Here is a 17424-nt window from a genome sequence, read left to right as displayed (position 1 = left end):
AATCGACCGGCAACATGTGTGGTCGTGGCCCTAGATCCGCCTGCCGTCAGGTGTGTTGTCCGCCTGGGCGGCGTTGGTCAAGGTGCCGAGATACAGCTCGATCACCCTGGGGTCACGGGCCAGCGACTGGCCGGACCCGGTGTAGGCGTTGCGTCCTTGGTCGAGGACGTACCCGCGGTCGCAGATCTGCAGGCAGCGGCGTGCGTTCTGCTCGACCATGACGACCGATACACCGGTGCGGTTGATGGCTCGGGTCTGGACGAACACCTCGTCCTGCATCGCCGGGGACAGGCCCGCTGAGGGTTCGTCGAGCAACAACACGGAGGGTTCCATCATCAGAGCCCGGCCCACGGCCACCATCTGCCGCTCACCGCCTGACAATTGTCCGGCCCGCTGCTTGCGGCGCCGGCCCAGCGCAGGGAACAGGTCGGTCACGAACGCAAACCGGGGGGCGAACTTCTTGGGGGACTGATAGCACCCCATCCGCAGGTTTTCCTCGATGGTGAGCGACGGGAAAATGTTGTTGGTTTGCGGGACGAAGCCGATCCCTTGGGATACCAGTGCGTCGGCGCGCTGGTTCGTGATCTCTTCACCCCGCAGGCGAACCGTCCCGGCGGTGATCTTGACCAGCCCGAAGAGTGCTTTGAGCAGCGTCGACTTGCCGGCGCCGTTGGGTCCGATGATGCCGACCAACTCGCCGGGTTGGCAGTACAGATCGGCGCCATTCAAGATGTTGACTCCGGGGAGGTACCCGGCGATCACATTGTCGGCGCGAAGGGCTGCACCCTCGGCCGCCTGCAGATGCCTTGTCTGCGCTGCCCGGTCGATCTTCGGGGCGTTGGGATCGGTTTCAGCCACGATCTCGCCCTGATCGGTGACCCGGGAGTCCGATGGGCCGTGATGGGCAGAAGTCATCTCGGGACCTCCCGGTCGACCATCTGCACGGCGTGGTCGTGCGCGTGCTCGACCTGGATCACGTGTTCGAGCTCGCTGATGTCGGTGTCGTGGCGAGCTCCGAGGTAGGCATCGATGACACGTTCGTCGGACATGATGGATGTGGGGGGTCCCTCGGCGATTACCTTGCCCTGGGACATGACGACCACCCAGTCGGAGATCTCTCGCACCATGTCCATGTCGTGTTCGACGAACAGGACGCTCATTCCCTGGTCCCGCAGCGACTTCACATGCCCGAGCAGGGACTGCTTCAGCGCTGGGTTGACGCCGGCCATGGGTTCGTCGAGCATGACCAGATTCGGTTCGACCATGAGCGCTCGCGCCATCTCGAGCAGCTTTCTCTGGCCGCCTGACAGGGACCCGGCGAAATCTTCCTCCTTGGCGTCGAGCTTGAACCGCTTGAGCAGGTCTCGGGCCCGGTCGGTGATGTCTCGTTCCTGCGCCCGCCACAGGGCGGGGAGCGCGGCGGCCCACAAGCGTTCGCCACGCTGACCTGTGGCGCCCATCCGCATGTTCTCCAGTACTGTCAGTTTCGAAAGCACTCTGGTCAGCTGGAAGGTCCGGACCATGCCGAGGCGTGCCACTTTGTAGGCTGCCTTGCCTTTGAGCGGTGTCCCGTCGAAGGACCAGGAACCGGCATCGGGTTGATCGAAGCCGGTGAGCAGGTTGAAGAACGTGGTCTTGCCTGCACCGTTGGGTCCGATCAAGGCGGTGATGACCCCGCGTTGGATTTCGAGATGGTCCACGTCGACCGCGGTGAGGCCTCCGAAGGTGCGGCGGATTCCGTTCACGACCACAACGGGGTCACGTTTGGCAGCGCCAGGCTCATGCGGCACCGACTGCAAAGCAGTCCGGCACTCGCGCATCGACCTGTTCTCCCCCGCGGCGGAGTCGGGAACCCGTGGCTGGGACGTATCACCGGCAGCTGGGACGTCCTTGGGTGCGGTGCCCGAGGAGAGGTGGTCAGTGGGGAAGTTGTCAGCGGGCATCGAGCGCGATCTCCTTTCGATCACCGAAGATGCCTTGCGGCCGGAAGATCATCAGCAGCATCAGCACCAATCCGACCAACATCAGCCGGATGATTGATGCTTGGTCGGCGTTCATGAACTGCGCGACGACCGGGTAGCCCGCCAACTGCGTCAAGATCGATCCGAGGAACGACAGGATCGCCCAGAACATCACCGCGCCGACGATCGGACCAAGGATCCGAGCGGCGCCACCGAGGATGAGCATGGTCAAGGCGATGAAGGTGAAGTCCAGGTTGAACGTGTCGGCCTGGACCGAAGCGGCTCCGAACGCGCCCACGAAACCTCCGGCGCATCCGACCACTCCACCGAGGATGAGGGCCTGGATCTTGTAGCCGTAGACGTTCTTGCCCAGAGACCGCATCGCATCCTCGTCTTCACGGATGCCCCGGAGAACCCTTCCCCACGGTGATCGCATCAGAGCCCAGGTGAACAGACTGATCATGATGACCAGGCCCCAGCCGACTATGACTGTCCACAGCTCCTCCCGGCTGTAGGTCAAGAAGAAGCCGTCGTAGTTCGGCAGCGGGTTGAGGCTTCGGAACCCCGCGGTAAAGCCGGTCACGCCGTCCTTGCCGTGAAAGTACGTCCGGAACGACGTCCCGAACACAAGTCGTAGGATTTCTGCCGCCGCGATGGTGACGATCGCCAGGTAATCCGCCCGAAGACGCAGGGTAGGGATGCCCAGTATCAGCGCCAACGCCACGGTGAAGGCGATCGCGAGCAGGATCGCGAGGACGGTGGGAATCCCGCTGGTGGCGATCGCCGCGCCCATGATGTAACCGCCTACCGACAAGAAGGCGGCCTGACCGAAGTTGAGCAGCCCGGCGTAGCCGAACTGGATGTTCAAGCCGATCGCAGCCAAGCAGAACGAGACGGCCACATAGCCGAAGCCGTCATGCAGTGCCCCCGTGACGGCGCCGATGATGTCCATGTCCTCACCCGATCCTTTCGGCGCGGCCGAGCAAGCCTTGTGGTCGGACGAGCAGAACCAGCGCCAGCAGAACCATCGCGCCTGCGAACTTGAGTTCCGATGGGATGACCAAGGTTGAGGTCTCGACGAACAGCCCGATGATGATCGAGCCGATCAGCGCGCCCCAGACTGATCCCAGACCTCCGACGCAGGTAGCGGCGAAGATCAACAGCAGTACCTGCGCTCCCAGTTGGTAGGACACCGATTGGGAGAATCCCAAGAACGCCCCGCTCAGTCCCGCCAGCGCGGTGCCCACGATCCACACCGTGGCTACGACACGATCGACCTTGATCCCCGTCGCAGAGGCCAGGGCCGGATTGTCCGACACCGCGCGCGTGGCGCGACCGATCCGGGTGTACTGCAAAGCAAGAGTGACCGCGACGAGCGCAAGCCCGCTGATGGAGATGATGACGACGTCCCGCATGGTGTAGGTGAACAGGCCGAAGGCGTCTCGGCCGGCGGGCGTGACGTATTCGCGGTAGGTCAAGGCGCGGCCGCCTGTGAAGTACTGGTAGAAGTTCCGGAGAAAGAACTGCAGACCGATCGAGATGATCATCATGGCGATAAGTCCAGTTCCGCGGCGTCTGAGTGGCCTCCACAAACCCTTTTCGTTCAGGTAGCCGAACAGTGCCGACAGTGCCACCGCCACCGCCACCGCCACGACGATGGGCAGCCCTACGACCCGGTTGCCGAGATAGGTGGCGAATGCCCCGAAGGTCACCAGCTCGCCGTGGGAGAAGTTCGACAGTCCCGTCGTGCCGAACACTACGGACAGGCCAAGGGCCCCCAATGACAGCACCAGGCCGAACAGCAGACCGTTGTAGAGCAGTTGGGGGACCTGGTCCCACACCGTCGACACTTGACGCGTATCGGGACCGAGGGGGAAGTTGACGGTGATCGTGCTCAAGGTGCCCGTTGGCCGCAAGGTGTTCGACGCTCCGTCGCGGATCTGCACAGCGTCGGGAAGCGTCTTGGTGTCCAAGATGACGGCCAGGGTGCCCGAGTCGCTGCCGGGCACAGTGATCGCGAACCGGCCTTGGTCGTTACTGACGCCCGTGTAGGTCTTACCCGTACTGGACTGGACATTGATCTTCACCCCAGCGACCGGTGCGTTGTTGTCGGCAGAGTTGCGCAACGTTCCCTGCACGGTCCGATCAGCAGCCGCGTACGTCGGAGCGCCCATTGCCACGACGCCGAGCAGGGCGATCGAGAGCATGACCGCTCCCAGCAGTAGTGACAGGCGAGCAGGATGGCGGCGTACGCGCCAACGTGCATGGGGTGGTGTCATGGCCGCTCCGAAATTGCATGGCGGGATATCTGATCGGCCTGCGACGGGTGGGCCGTCAGGCAGCGACGACAGCGTGGGGAGAGCGACGACCGATAGCACTCTGCCGCGGGCTGCGTCGGCCGTACCGCAGATTTCGGGTGACCGATTCTCGCGGTTCTGGAATGCTATGCGCCCCCCATTGCGCGGTCCAGTCGTCGTTATCGATGCGCACTCATCGATATTTTCGACCAATCAACGGAGAAGAAACCGATCCAGTGCTGTGACCGCGTAGGCGCCGGGCTGGTGGTCGTGGCGGTTGGACGTGCGGTGACGTCCATTCGACGCAGCCAGACCCGACGGCTCCCCCGTCCACATCACCAACCGCGCCCACGCGAAGATCCGCGCCCTCGGCGAACAGGCCGTGGCCACCCTCAAAGCCTGGCGGCTCCTGCGCAGCTGCGTGCGATACCCCGCATCACCAGCCTCGTCCCAGCCGTCCTCACCCTTCACCTGGCCTGCTCAAACGAAGGTTGACAACGGCTCACGCTCTCGTTGGACATGCCGCAAGACGAGGCAGTCTCGCGGTGCCTCAATGCGGGGCAGCAAATGTTTTCGCGTACGATCGGTTGTCTCAAGCGACGAATCGGTGGTCACGGGCGGCGATTGGTGCGTGATGTACGACCTTCACCGGCTTCGGTTGCTGCGCGAACTCAAGCACCGCGGCACCCTTGCAGCTGTGGCTTCGGCCCTCTCGTACAGTCCTTCGACCATCTCTTCGCAGCTTTCGCAGTTGGAGGCCGAGGTGGGTGTCCCGCTCCTGGAACCTATGGGACGTCGGGTCCGTCTGACGCCCGCGGCGGAGATGCTGGTCGGACATATCGAGGTGATCTTGGACCGGCTCGAGCAGGCTGAGGCCGATATCGCGCGGGCTAAAACCGTGCTCGAGGGGGACCTGCGGATTGCCACCTTCCAGACTGCTGCTAAAACTCTGGTCCTACCTGCCGTAGAGCTGCTTCAGCGCGAGCATCCGCAGCTTCGCGTCTTCGTGCATCAGGAGAACGAACGCACACCGCTGCGGGCGCTTGTCGCGCACGAATTCGACCTGGTCATCGCCGAGGAGTACCCGGGAGAGCCGCCGTCGGCCCTGACCGGCCTGCACACTCAGCTTCTCCTCGAGGATCCTCTTCTTCTGGCCACCCCACCGGACGGCGAGCCGCCGCAACTCGCAGCTCTCGCACACCTGCCTTGGGTCATGGAGCCCGAGGGCAATGCCGCCAGGCGCTGGGCCAGCGCTGTCTGTCGCCAAGCCGGCTTTGAACCCCACGTTCGCTACCAGTCGACCGACCTCACCTTCCATGTGCGATTGATCGAAGCCGGGCAGGCGGTCGGATTCCTACCCAAACTTGCCTGGGGCGTCCACGCTCCTACAGTGACACTCACCGAGCTGACGCCGCCGAACGCTCGGCGCGTCCTCATCGCTACCCGCGCTGGCAGCCACCATCACCCGGCCGTCGTTGCTGCCCGCGTCGCGCTCGACCGAATCAGCCGCAGCGCACGGGATCTGACCCGGAGTTGACGCCCGAGGGCGCCTCGCGTTCTCGCCCGCAGCCGCTCGGCCGGGGCGCTTCCGTGGCCGGACACCGGTCTGCTGTTCCTCGGTCTCCAACGTCGCCGGCCGGAACCCCATCGTCGCGTGCACCTGCGCCCACGGCGGGACGTACCGCGCCGGCGAAGCTCTGTGATGGCTGATCCCTCATTGTGTGATGAAACGATGACAACGCGGTTGACCACAGGATTCGTCTGATTGCCTACGGATCATGCAACCGACGAACCCCTCTCCTGGCTCCCCGTTCGCCCAAGGATCCACTGGCCGCCGTGGTGCCGGAGTGATGGCGGCCGTGGCCGTCGCGGCCGGGGCCACGCTGGCGGCCTGCGGCGCATTCACCGCAGCCCCCGGCGACGGACCGGCTGCGACGGACGCGCCGGCCCAGCACGCCGGTCAGGCCGCGACCAGCGTCAGGGTGTTGTGGATGGGCGACTCCATCGCGGGCGCGGAGGCCCCGGCCGTGGAGGCCGCGCTGAAGGCCAGCGGTGTGCAGTTCAAGAACGCCACCTCTGACGGCGGCGGCAACATCGTCGCCGGTGATCATCCGGTGACGGCCGTGGCGGCCAAGGACACCTGGAAGAGGCTGAAGGACGACCTCGCCTCCTTCGGGCCGACGGTGATCGCGTACCAGATCACCACCTACGACTGGGGCACGCCCCGCCAGCAACTGGCGGCCTACCAGAAGCTCTCCCGGACGGCGAAGGACGCCGGTGCCCGGCTCGTCCTGGTGTCCGCCCCGCCGTTCAAGATCGACGAATTCTTCAAGCCCCACGAGGACGCGATCAAGAGCGCGCCCGCGATGGCCGCCAAGGTCGCCGGCGTTCGCTATCTGGATGCCTCTGAGCTGTGGGGGGACGACTACGCCGCCGGCAAGGCCCAGCGGGCCAAGGACGGGATCCACTCCTGTCAGCAAGGGTCGGCGGCCTTCGCCACCTGGTTCGCCAGGCGGCTCGGCAAGCTGGCCGGCTTCACTCCGGCCGCCCCCGGCGCCTGGGCCACCGGGCCGTGGACCGGCGACGAGCGCTTCGTCAAACTCGGCTGCGGCTGATGGTTTCACCCTCCCGCCGCGCGCATATCGGCGCGCTCGATGGGCTGCGCGGGCTCGCCGTCGCCGCGGTCCTGCTGTTCCACGCCGGGCACATGCGCGGCGGGTTCCTGGGCGTCGACCTGTTCTTCGTCCTGTCCGGCTTTCTGATCACCGGTCTGCTGCTGGAGGAGCTCGCCGGGCGCGGCCGTATCGACCTGATGGCCTTCTGGGGGCGCAGGGCCCGCAGACTCCTGCCCGCGCTGGCCGTCATGGTCACGGCAACGTTGCTGCTGGCCTGGGCGTTCGCCCGGCCGGGCGTGCTGGGGTCCGCCCTGCGGGACGCGCCGTGGGCGGCCGCCCAGAGCCTGAACTGGCATTTCATCGGCGAGCAGATCGGATACTGGAACGCCTCCGGCACCCGTCTGTTCGCCCACCTGTGGAGCATCAGCGTCGAGTGGCAGTTCTACCTGGCCTGGCCCCTGGTGGTGGCGTTGGCCAGGAGGGGGCGCGGCGGGCAGCGGCGGGTCGCGCTCGTCGCGGTCGCCGGCGCGTTCGTCTCGCTCCTGCTCATGATCAGGCTCGGGGCGGCCGTGGACACCACCCGGGCCTACGAGGGTACCGACACCCGGGCCTTCTCCCTGCTCCTCGGCGCGGCCGCGGCCACCGCGCCCGTCCGCGACGCCGTGGCCGGCCTGTCACGCACGGCCGTGGACACGATCTGCGTCCCGCTGCTGGGCGGGCTGCTCGCGTCATGGGTGCTGACCAGCGGGGAAACGACCCCCGGCCTGTTCCAGGGCGGGATGTTCGCGCACGCCCTGGCCGGCGCCGCGCTGATCGCGCTCCTCGCCCACGCGCCGGACGGTCTGGCGGGCCGGGCAGTGGGCGGCGCCGTACCGCGCCGGCTGGGCGAGCTGTCCTACAGCCTGTACCTGTGGCACTGGCCGGTCTATCTGCTGCTGCCAAGGCCGCTGCCCTGGCCGCTCGGCGGGCTCGCCGGCTGGGGCTGGACGATCACTGCGATCGGCCTGTCGCTGCTGGCTGCGGTAGTGTCGAAGGTCGCCGTCGAGGACCCGGTACGGCTGCGCGCCGGGTGGGCCACCGGACGCCGCGGATGGGTGGCGATGGCCGTCGCGGGAGTGATGGCGGCGGGATTGTGGGCGGCGATACCGCGGCCGCAGCCGGGTGCCGGGACGGTCGATGTGAGCAGGCTCGGCCGGCTCTAGCCAGGTCACACCGGTGACATCGCGTCGAAGAGGAGGAACGACACATGCCGGGGGTGCTGTGCCGCGTGGCGACCGTCCTGGCCGCGGCGGTGGCGGTGGCGGGCTGCGGGATCACCGACACCGATGCGCTGCCCGCCGGTCAGCCGGTCCAGGGCGGCCTGACCGAGAACAGCGACCAGCTACTGCGGGTGTACTTCGTCACGCAAGAGGGCACCTGGCCGGTCTCGCGGCCGGCCCCGGCCGGAAACCGGCTGCAACGGGCCATGAACGCGTTGCTCGCCGGCCCCACGGCGGAGGAGCGGGCCCGAGGGCTGGTCACACACCTTCCCTCGTCGACCCAGCCGGTCCGGGCCACGACGACCCGAGGCCGGGTGGAACTGCGTCTGCCCTGGCAGGTACGCAACCTGCGGCCGGTGGCGGTGAGCCAGCTCGTGTGCACGGCCGCCGCCGCGGACGCCGGCGACGACCCCGTCGTCGAGGTGGTCGAGCCCGCCATGGACCGGCCTTGGCCGGTCAGATGCGACGAGAACGGATCGGCCGTACCAGCCGGCCAAGGAGCCTCCTCATGACCCGCGTGCTCGTGATAGAAGACGATCCGGCCGTACGCCGGGGTGTGAGCGTCGGCCTGCGCCACAGGGGCCACGAAACCGTGCTGGTCGCGACCGGTGAAGAGGGGCTGGCCGAACTCGTCGCGAGCGCCCCCGAGGTCGTGCTGCTCGACCTGATGCTGCCCGGCATGAGCGGCCTGGAGACCTGCCGCCGCATCCGCGCCTTCAGCCAGGTGCCCATCGTGATCCTGTCCGCGCGCGACGATGACGTGGACATCGTGGTCGGTCTGGAGGCCGGCGCCGACGACTACGTGATCAAGCCTGCCAGCACCGAGGTCATCGAGGCACGCATGCGCGCGGTGCTGCGCCGTACCACCCCGCCCGCCTCCTCCGACCAGACCCGCACCACCCACGGCGACCTGCTCATCGACCGGGTCGCCCTGCGCGCGCTCAAGCACGGCACGCAAATTGCGCTGGCCCCGACGGAGCTGAAGCTGCTGCTGTTCCTGTCGGCCGCGCCCGAACAGACCTTCAGCCGCCAGCAACTCCTGGAGCAGGTCTGGGAGCACACCTTCCACGGCGACTACCGGCTGGTCGACGCGTGCGTGATGAGGCTGCGGGCCAAAATCGAGGACGACTCCCGCAACCCCCGCTACATCCAAACCGTGCGCGGCTTCGGCTACCGCTTCGGGCCGCTGTGATTCACCCGTCCCTCGCTCGCGGCCTGCGAGCTCAGCTGGTCCTGGTGTTCCTGCTGGTCTCCGTGCTCAGCGCGCTGATCGCCGCCGCCATCATCTTCCGTCAGGGCCGCACCGCGATCGTGGAGCGCGCCCAGGCCGACGCCCTGCAGGACCTGCGCGCCCACCTCGCCTCCCGGACTCCTGACCTGCCCGCCGACCCCACCGAGACGGACCTGCGTACGCTGGCGCTGCAGTTGGACCGCGCGGCAGGCATCCGCGGCTGGCGCACCGCCCTGTCCTATCGCGGCGGCCCGCTCATCGCCGCCGGAGCGCAGCCGCCCCTGCCCGCGCAGTTGCGCACACAAGCGGCCACCGCGACCACCGCACTGGCCCAGCGCTTCCATCGCGGCCAGGCGCCCTGGCTGGCCGTGGCCCTTCCGGTCACCGCCGCCGCCCGCCCACACGCCCCTCCGCCCCTCGTCGTCTACGCCTCCTTCTCCCTGGCTTCCCAGCAGCAGGATGTGGACACCCTGGCGGCCGCCGCCCGCGCCGGAGCCCTGCCCGTCGCCCTGGTCTCCATCGTCCCCGCGCTGCTGGCCGCGCGCAGATTGCTGCGACCGGTACGGCGACTGCGGACAGCCGCCGAGCGGATGGCGGGCGGCAGTCTCGACACCCGCGTACGGGTCACCGGCAACGACGAACTCGCCGACCTCGGCCGTACCTTCAACACCATGGCGGCCACGCTCCAGTCCGACGCGGCCGCGCTGCGCGACATGGAAGCGCGGGCACGCCGGTTCGCCGCCGACGTCTCCCACGAGTTGCGCACCCCGCTGGCGGCCATGTCCGCCGTGACCGAAGTCCTCGACGCCGACGCCGCCTCCGGCCGCCTCGCGCCACTCACCGCCGAGGCGCTGCAACTCGTCTCCGACGAGACACGCAAGCTCAGCCGCCTGGTGGAGGACCTGATCGAGGTGTCCCGCTTCGACGCCGGCGTCGCCGTACTGAACCTTGACGAAGTCGACGTGGGCGAGCTCATCGGCAAGACGCTGGCGCTGCGGCACTGGCCCGACCGGGTCCGCACCGATGTTCCCCCCGGGCTGCGCGCCCGGCTCGACCCGCGCCGCGTCGACGTCATCCTGGCCAACCTCGTCGGCAACGCGCTGCGGCACGGCGGCACGGCGGTATCGGTGCTCGTCCAGGTCCGGGCCGATACCGATCAGATCGCCGTCACCGTCTCCGACGACGGGCCCGGCATCCCCGCCGGCCTGCTGCCCCACGTCTTCGACCGCTTCACCAAAGGTGACGCCGCCCGTACCCGTACCGACGGCAGCGGCCTGGGCCTGGCCATCGCCACCGAGAACGCGCGCCTGCACGGCGGCACTCTCACCGCGGCCAACGCCCCCCGAGGCGGAACCATCCTGACCCTTACCCTGCCGCGGAATCCACCCTGAGGAACGCCCGTTACGCGCGGCACCGAGTAAACGGGCAGGCCGCCCCCGGGGAAGAACGAAGCCAGGGCCGGCCCGAACTCCACCGCCGAGTCCACGATCGGCCCCGGTGCGGAGTTGCCGTCAGTCGCCCTCCATCACCGATGCCGGGGTGAGGATCCGGTTCTGCTGACTGCGCACGAGATCGCGTACCTGACTGCGGAACGCGGCGAACTGCTGATCGGCCATCAGCGCGGCTCGCCGCCGGGCACGATCCTCCCAGGAGGGGAATCCCCACAGGTACACCAGGATGTTCAGGGTACCGGTCTCGGTCTGGTAAACCCCGATCGGCTCGCCGGGATGATGGATCTGCGGTTGCCGCCCGTACTCCCGCCAGAGGCGCAGGTACTCGGTGACCCCACCTGGCCGGAGGCCGTAGTTGCGCTCTTCGACGATCATGGTTACTCCTGCTCCGTATCAGTGTTGGCCGGGCCGAGCAGCCTGTGGAGCCGGTCGACGGCCGGGCCGAGCGCGGCCTCGTCGGCGTGCGCCGCGACGTACCGGTCAGGGCGGGTGAGGACGAAGCGTGTGGAGTGCCGGGTGAACCACTCGCGCAGGTGCCCCTCGAGGTCCTCGACGACCTGCGTCTCCCGGTGGACGGTCGCGCGCCGCGCCCGGCCGGCGCGCGAGTCGACGACCTTGACGAAGGTGGCGCCGAGTGCGGTGAGGTAGTCGCGTTGGGCGCCGGAGAGGTGCTCGGCCGGGTCGGCCCCGAAGCCCACCACCGCGAACCAGGGGCCGAGCACGTCGTCCAAGCGCAGGACGTCACCCTCGGCGTTCTCGACCAGAGGCTGGATGAACACGCGCCCGACCGGCGACCGCCGACCGTGCCCGTCGGGGACCACGACGCCGTCGGTGTACTGCGGCATCGGCTTGAACCGCATCTGCAGGACCCAGTCGCGCACCACCGGCGCTCGCACGACGGCGTGGAGGAACACATCGCGTGCGGTCGCCACCAGGCGGCGCCGACGGGGTGGCGATCCTCGCCGGCCGGCCACCGAGTGCCGGCGACACCGAAGACGTCCGGCTGGCGCGTGAGGAGGCCAGCGCGCGACTGTCGGGCGCACCCCGAGCCGAGGCGGCCGGGCGATAGGGGTCGGCCCCTGGGACGAGGCCGTGCTCATCCACCTCGCCTCCGCCCTGGAAACGCCGGCCCCACGGCCGCAGCGCGCCCCGTACGCTTCACCGTCTGACAAGGGACTGTCCTGGCTCTCGCCGACTCAGTGGATCACTCAGAATCCGTGGCTAGACTGCGGCCATGACCGCGGAGCCGTCCCCCCTCACCATCGCGCAGCTCGCCGAGCTGGCAGGGGTCTCCACCGCGACGGTTTCCAAGGTGGTCAACGGCCGCTCCGAGGTCTCGCCGGAAACCCGTGCCGCCGTGGAAAAGCTCATCCGCCAGCACGGCTACCGTCGCCAGCGCCGGCGTCCAGCCCCGACCGCCCTGGTGGAGTTGCTCTTCCACGCGCTGGAGGGCGACTACCCCATAGAAATCATCAAGGGTGTCGAGGAGGTGGTGCGCGAATACCAGCTCCCGGTGGGAGTTTCGGAGTTACAGCCTGACCAGGCCTCCGAGCGTGGCTGGCTGGAAGGTGTGCTGCGACGACGCCTGACCGGCATCGGGGTGATCGCGGTGTTCTCCAGCCTGACGGAGGCCCAGCGTGAGCAGCTCGCTCGCCGTGAGATCCCGCTCGTGCTGCTGGATCCGACCGACGATTCCGCGAAGGGGATCCCGTCGGTGGGCGCGGGCAACTGGAGCGGCGGGCTCGCGGCCACCCGCCATCTGCTGGAGCTGGGGCACCGGCGCATCGCCATCATCACCGGGCCCGACTACGCGCTGGCCAGCCGGGCCCGCCTCGACGGCTACCGCACCGCCCTCGACATGGCCGGCATACCCGTCGATCCGCAGCTCATCGGCCGGGGCGACTTCCTCATCGAAGGCGGTCTGGCCCAGGCACACCGGCTGCTGCGCCTGCCGGACCCGCCGACCGCGATCTTCGCCACGAACGACGGGCAGGCCATCGGCGTCTATCACGCGGCCCGTCGGCTCGGGTTGCGCATCCCGGACGATCTGAGTGTGGTCGGCTTCGACGACCTGCCGTCGATGCGGTGGGCGATCCCGCCGCTGACCACCATTCGCCAGCCCCTCACCAAGATGGCCGCCGCGGCCGCCTCGATGTTGCTGAAGCTGGCGCACGGCGAGCCGCTGCCGCAGCGCCGGGTCGAGCTGGCCACCGAGCTCGTCGTCCGCGAGAGCACCGCTGCTCCCCCGCCCCGCCCTCACGCCCTCCCGCCCGGGTGAGCAGGTGCCACTGCCGGTCGGCGGTTTCGGCATCGCCTGCCATTGAACGCGAAGCTCACAGCCATCTTGAGGAGCGAAGGGTATCGAAACTTTCCAGACATAGTCTTGACCGTTTTGTCCAGGGTTCCCACACCGAGGCCTTCAAGCCCTGAACCAAGCCGTCTCCGCCGCGTACCGTCCCGGATCCGGATCCAGAGCGAATCCCCGCCCTGAACATACGCCCACGAGACCGAATCGGCGGGCGTCCTCCATGAGTACTCACATGCCCGCTCGACCTGCATAGCTGGACGCCCCTGCGCCTGCAATCCCCCGATACCGGCATGGCCACGATGCGGCGACCGTAAGTTAACTCGCTGCGACTCGAATTTTTCGGCCGCCAACTGGCAACTTCTGTGAAACTTTCACCTGCGCGGGCAGTGCGCGGCGATCTCCCTCCGGGGGAATGCCCAGGCGGGGCGACGTTCCGTGGCAACGCCCGGATCGACAAGGGTTGCCGCGCATTGACGGCAGCTCGAACTCCGCGACAACGTACTCACCGGAGTAGGCCCCGCCGTTCTGCAGGGCCAAGTGTTAGCGCTAACAACTTCATGGACGCCACCTCGATCCAGTCAAGGAGCCTTGGATGTCCCCCCTCATCCCGGCGACCGCGAACGAGAGCGTTTGCCCGCGCCGAACCTCATGGGCAGCCGCTCCTCGCTCGGCGACTCCAGGCGCGCAGGTCGTGCTCGCCGACGACAACGGCTCGAACGACAACCTGTGGAGGTTCCTGTGAGGCGCGTGCTCGCGGTCGTCTCGTCTCTGCTTGTCGTGGCCGTGTTCCTCACACCCCAGGCGTCGGCCGCGACGGTCGACACCAACGCGTGGTACGTCCTGGTCAACCGCAACAGCGGCAAAGCCCTGGACGTCCACAACCTGTCGACCGCCGACGGCGGCCGGATCACCCAGTGGACCCGCAACAACGGCAACCAGCAGCAATGGCAGTTCGCCGACTCCGGCGGCGGCTACTACCGGCTGAAGTCCCGCCACAGCGGCAAGGTCCTGGACGTCTACAACTTCTCCACCGCCAACGGCGCGAACATCGTCCAGTGGACCGACCACAACGGCACCAACCAGCAATGGCGCCTGGCCGACTCCGCCGGCGGCCACGTACGGCTGATCAACCGCAACAGCAACAAAGCGCTGGAGGTCCAGGGTGCCTCCAGCGCCGACAACGCCAACATCGTCCAGTACGACGACTGGGGCGGAACCAACCAGCAGTGGCAACTCGTCCCGGCCGGCAACCCGGATCCGGGCGGCACCTACACGAACCCGGTCGTCTGGCAGGACTTCGCCGACGGCGACATCATCCGGGTCGGCGACGCCTACTACTACTCGGCCTCGACGATGCACTACTCGCCGGGCGCGCCGATCCTGCGCTCCTACAATCTGGTCGACTGGGAGTACGCCGGCCATTCGGTCCCCAGGCTCGACTTCAACTCGGGCGCCTACGACCTCAACGGCGGCCGTGCGTACGTGAAGGGCATCTGGGCCTCGACCCTGAACTACCGGGCGAGCAACAGCACCTATTACTGGATCGGCTGTGTCGAGTTCAACCGGACCTACGTCTACACCGCCTCCGCCGTCGACGGCACGTGGACCAAGCGCTCGCAGATCAACAACTGCTACTACGACGCCGGCCTGCTGATCGACGACAACGACACCATGTACGTCGCCTACGGCAACGGCACCATCAGCGTCGCCCAGCTCTCGGCCGACGGGCTCAGCCAGGTCCGCGCCCAGCAGGTGTTCCAAACTCCTTCGAGCGTCGGCACGCTGGAGGGCGCCCGCTTCTACAAGCGGGGCGGCTACTACTACATCTGGCTGACCCGCCCGGCCAACGGCCAGTACGTGCTCCGGTCCACCTCCCCGTGGGGCCCGTATGAGATGCGCCAGGTCCTGCTGAACATGCCCGGCCCGATCTCCGGCGGCGGCGTCCCGCATCAGGGCGGGCTCGTGCAGACCCAGGCCGGCGACTGGTACTACATGTCGTTCGTCGACGCCTATCCCGGCGGCCGGGTCCCGGCACTCGCACCGATCACCTGGACCAGCGACTGGCCGACCGTGCAGACGGTCAACGGCGGCTGGGGCGTGAACTATCCGCGGCCGAATATCCAGACCGACCGCACGGTGGCCTCGATGATCGGCCCGGACACCTTCACCTCGGGCAGTCTCGGCCACCGGTGGGAGTGGAACCACAACCCCGACACCAGCCGCTATTCCACCGGCAACGGCCTGCGCCTGCAGACCGCCACGGTCACAGGCGACCTCTACAACGCCCGCAACACCCTGACCCACCGCATCCAGGGCCCGTCCTCGACGGCGACGATCGAGCTCGACCACTCGCAGATGGCCAACGGCGACCGCGCCGGGCTGGCCATGCTGCGTGACCAGTCGGCCTGGATCGGCGTCAAACGCGACAACGGCGTCAACCGGGTCGTGATGACCAACGGGCTGACCATGAACGGCTCGTGGCAGACCACCGGAACCGGCACCGAACAGGCGGGCGCGAACATCTCCGGCGGCCGGATCTGGCTGCGGGTCAACGCCGACATCCGGCCGGGATCCGGCAGGCAGGCCCGCTTCTCCTACAGCACCGATGGGACGAACTTCATCAGCCTCGGCCCGGCCTTCACCTTGAACAACGCCTGGCAGTTCTTCATGGGCTACCGCTTCGGGATCTTCAACTACGCCACCCAGTCCCTCGGCGGAGCGGTGACCGTGAGCCGCTTCGACCTCACCACGCCCTGACGCAACACGTCGACACAGGAAGGCACCAACCAGATGGCAACTCGTGCAAGCCGGATAAATCGGAGCGCATCATGAAAGTCAGATCCCTCTCCGTTCTCGCGACGGTGGCCACCTTACTGGCGAGCCTGTTCGTCGCCCTTCAGGTTCAGGTGGCCAACGCGGCCACCGTCGACACCAACGCCTGGTACGTCCTGGTCAACCGCAACAGCGGCAAGGCCCTGGACGTCTACAACCTGGCGACCAGCGACGGCGCCCGCATCACCCAGTGGACCCGTAACAACGGCAACCAGCAGCAGTGGCAGTTCGTCGACTCCGGCGGCGGCTACTACCGCATCAAGTCCCGCCACTCCGGCAAGGTGCTCGACGTCTACAACTTCTCCACCGCCAACGGCGGCGCGATCGTGCAATGGGCCGACGGCAACGGCACCAACCAGCAGTGGCGGCTGGCCGACAGCTCGGACGGCCATGTGAGGTTCATCTCGCGCCACAGCAACAAGGCCCTGGAGGTCCAGGGCGCCTCCACCGCCGACGGCGGGAACATCGTCCAGTATGACGACTGGGGCGGCAACAACCAGCAGTGGCAGCTCGTCAAGGTCGACGGCGGCAACCCCGGTGAATGCAACGATCTTCCGTCGACGTACCGCTGGACATCGACCGGCCCGCTGGCGCAGCCGAAGTCGGGATGGGTCTCGCTCAAGGACTTCACCGTCGCCCCCTACAACGGCAGGCACCTCGTCTACGCCACCACGCACGACTTCGGGACGAGGTGGGGCTCGATGAACTTCAGCCTCTTCAGCAACTGGTCCGACATGGCCTCGGCCAGCCAGAACACGATGTCGTCCTCCACCGTCGCGCCCACGCTCTTCTACTTCGCCCCGAAGAACATCTGGGTGCTCGCCTACCAGTGGGGCGGGACCGCCTTCTCCTACCGGACCTCCAGCGACCCCACCAATCCCAATGGCTGGTCATCGCAGCAGGTGCTCTTCTCCGGAAGCATCTCCGGCTCCAACACAGGGCCCATCGACCAGGCGCTCATCGGTGACAGCACGAACATGTACCTGTTCTTCGCCGGCGACAACGGCAAGATCTACCGGGCGAGCATGCCCATCGGCAACTTCCCGGGCAGTTTCGGCAGCACATCGACGGTGATCATGAGCGACACGACGAACAACCTGTTCGAAGCCGTTCAGGTCTACAAGCTCCAGGGCCAGAACCGCTACCTCATGATCGTCGAGGCGATCGGCTCGCAGGGCCGCTACTTCCGCTCGTTCACCGCCACCAGTCTGAACGGTTCGTGGACACCCCAGGCCGCCACTGAGGGCAACCCCTTCGCCGGCAAGGCCAACAGCGGCGCCACCTGGACCAACGACATCAGCCACGGCGAACTGATCCGCACCAGCGCCGATCAGACCATGACCGTTGATCCCTGCAACCTGCAGTTGCTCTACCAGGGACGCAACCCCAACTCCGGCGGCGACTACGGCCTCCTGCCCTACCGTCCGGGCCTGCTGACACTGCAGCGCTGATGGCATGACACGGGTCCGG

The 17424-nt window shown here is 67.6% G+C and carries 16 protein-coding genes and 1 pseudogene; 11 read left to right on the top strand and 6 right to left on the bottom strand.

Translation table 11 applies throughout. From position 1 onward, the window contains the following. Positions 1 to 30: 30 nt before the first annotated feature. From ACIBX3_RS11220 to ACIBX3_RS11205, 4 genes are all read right to left on the bottom strand, one after another. Positions 31 to 915: an ABC transporter ATP-binding protein gene (locus ACIBX3_RS11220; RefSeq protein WP_397115596.1), complete on the bottom strand. Its 885-nt coding sequence runs from the start codon at positions 913 to 915 to the stop codon at positions 31 to 33. After that, complete coding sequence (locus tag ACIBX3_RS11215; protein WP_397116381.1) at positions 912 to 1820, bottom strand: ABC transporter ATP-binding protein; 909 nt, start codon at positions 1818 to 1820, stop codon at positions 912 to 914. Before ACIBX3_RS11215 ends, ACIBX3_RS11220 begins: the two co-directional genes overlap by 4 nt. Before the next feature lie 112 nt (positions 1821 to 1932). Continuing rightward, a complete protein-coding gene (locus tag ACIBX3_RS11210; RefSeq protein ID WP_397115594.1) occupies positions 1933 to 2913 on the bottom strand; it encodes a branched-chain amino acid ABC transporter permease in 981 nt (326 codons plus the stop codon). Between the two features lie 4 nt (positions 2914 to 2917). Next, positions 2918 to 4168 carry a branched-chain amino acid ABC transporter permease gene (locus tag ACIBX3_RS11205; RefSeq protein ID WP_397115592.1) on the bottom strand — a complete coding sequence of 417 codons (1251 nt, stop codon included), beginning with the start codon at positions 4166 to 4168 and terminating at the stop codon, positions 2918 to 2920. 430 nt (positions 4169 to 4598) lie between these two features. Here ACIBX3_RS11205 and ACIBX3_RS11200 point away from each other — a divergent pair. The 7 genes and pseudogenes from ACIBX3_RS11200 to ACIBX3_RS11170 form a co-directional block, all read left to right on the top strand. Continuing rightward, positions 4599 to 4753: pseudogene (locus ACIBX3_RS11200) on the top strand (IS5/IS1182 family transposase); the annotation flags it as partial. 139 nt (positions 4754 to 4892) lie between these two features. Continuing rightward, a complete protein-coding gene (locus ACIBX3_RS11195; protein WP_397116379.1) occupies positions 4893 to 5795 on the top strand; it encodes a LysR substrate-binding domain-containing protein in 903 nt (300 codons plus the stop codon). A 313-nt stretch (positions 5796 to 6108) separates the two neighbouring features. Beyond that, positions 6109 to 6873, top strand: coding sequence for an SGNH/GDSL hydrolase family protein (locus tag ACIBX3_RS11190; RefSeq protein ID WP_397115590.1), 765 nt, complete (start codon positions 6109 to 6111; stop codon positions 6871 to 6873). Continuing rightward, complete coding sequence (locus ACIBX3_RS11185; protein WP_397115588.1) at positions 6873 to 8075, top strand: acyltransferase family protein; 1203 nt, start codon at positions 6873 to 6875, stop codon at positions 8073 to 8075. The genes ACIBX3_RS11190 and ACIBX3_RS11185 overlap by 1 nt, the downstream gene beginning before the upstream one ends. 44 nt (positions 8076 to 8119) lie before the next feature. Further along, complete coding sequence (locus ACIBX3_RS11180; RefSeq protein WP_397115586.1) at positions 8120 to 8644, top strand: GerMN domain-containing protein; 525 nt, start codon at positions 8120 to 8122, stop codon at positions 8642 to 8644. Continuing rightward, positions 8641 to 9324 carry a response regulator transcription factor gene (locus ACIBX3_RS11175; protein WP_397115584.1) on the top strand — a complete coding sequence of 228 codons (684 nt, stop codon included), beginning with the start codon at positions 8641 to 8643 and terminating at the stop codon, positions 9322 to 9324. Before ACIBX3_RS11180 ends, ACIBX3_RS11175 begins: the two co-directional genes overlap by 4 nt. Before the next feature lie 44 nt (positions 9325 to 9368). Continuing rightward, positions 9369 to 10754 (top strand): ATP-binding protein, encoded by a 1386-nt coding sequence (locus ACIBX3_RS11170; protein ID WP_397115582.1) that lies wholly within the window; start codon positions 9369 to 9371, stop codon positions 10752 to 10754. A 120-nt stretch (positions 10755 to 10874) separates the two neighbouring features. Here ACIBX3_RS11170 and ACIBX3_RS11165 read toward each other — a convergent pair whose 3' ends face one another. Then, a complete protein-coding gene (locus tag ACIBX3_RS11165) occupies positions 10875 to 11189 on the bottom strand; it encodes an NIPSNAP family protein (protein ID WP_397115580.1) in 315 nt (104 codons plus the stop codon). A 2-nt stretch (positions 11190 to 11191) separates the two neighbouring features. Next, positions 11192 to 11746, bottom strand: coding sequence for a hypothetical protein (locus ACIBX3_RS11160; RefSeq protein WP_397115578.1), 555 nt, complete (start codon positions 11744 to 11746; stop codon positions 11192 to 11194). Between the two features lie 302 nt (positions 11747 to 12048). Between ACIBX3_RS11160 and ACIBX3_RS11155 the strand changes: the two genes are divergently transcribed. The 4 genes from ACIBX3_RS11155 (at position 12049) to ACIBX3_RS11140 (ending at position 17405) form a co-directional block, all read left to right on the top strand. After that, on the top strand, positions 12049 to 13092 hold the full coding sequence (locus ACIBX3_RS11155; protein WP_397115576.1) for a LacI family DNA-binding transcriptional regulator: 1044 nt from the start codon (positions 12049 to 12051) through the stop codon (positions 13090 to 13092). A gap of 622 nt (positions 13093 to 13714) precedes the next feature. Beyond that, positions 13715 to 13864, top strand: coding sequence for a hypothetical protein (locus ACIBX3_RS11150; protein WP_397115574.1), 150 nt, complete (start codon positions 13715 to 13717; stop codon positions 13862 to 13864). Next, entirely contained in the window at positions 13861 to 15879 is a 2019-nt protein-coding gene (locus ACIBX3_RS11145) for an RICIN domain-containing protein (RefSeq protein ID WP_397115572.1), read from the top strand. The genes ACIBX3_RS11150 and ACIBX3_RS11145 overlap by 4 nt, the downstream gene beginning before the upstream one ends. Before the next feature lie 71 nt (positions 15880 to 15950). Then, the gene (locus tag ACIBX3_RS11140) at positions 15951 to 17405 is read left to right on the top strand and encodes a non-reducing end alpha-L-arabinofuranosidase family hydrolase (protein WP_397115570.1); all 1455 of its coding nucleotides are present in this window, start codon (positions 15951 to 15953) and stop codon (positions 17403 to 17405) included. The last annotated feature ends 19 nt before the right edge of the window (positions 17406 to 17424 follow it).

The sequence above is a fragment of the Nonomuraea sp. NPDC049480 genome (assembly GCF_044465905.1).
In the GTDB taxonomy this organism is placed as follows: domain Bacteria; phylum Actinomycetota; class Actinomycetes; order Streptosporangiales; family Streptosporangiaceae; genus Nonomuraea.
Note: the sequence above shows the minus strand (reverse complement) of the source record. Positions and strands in the feature narration are given on the sequence as shown.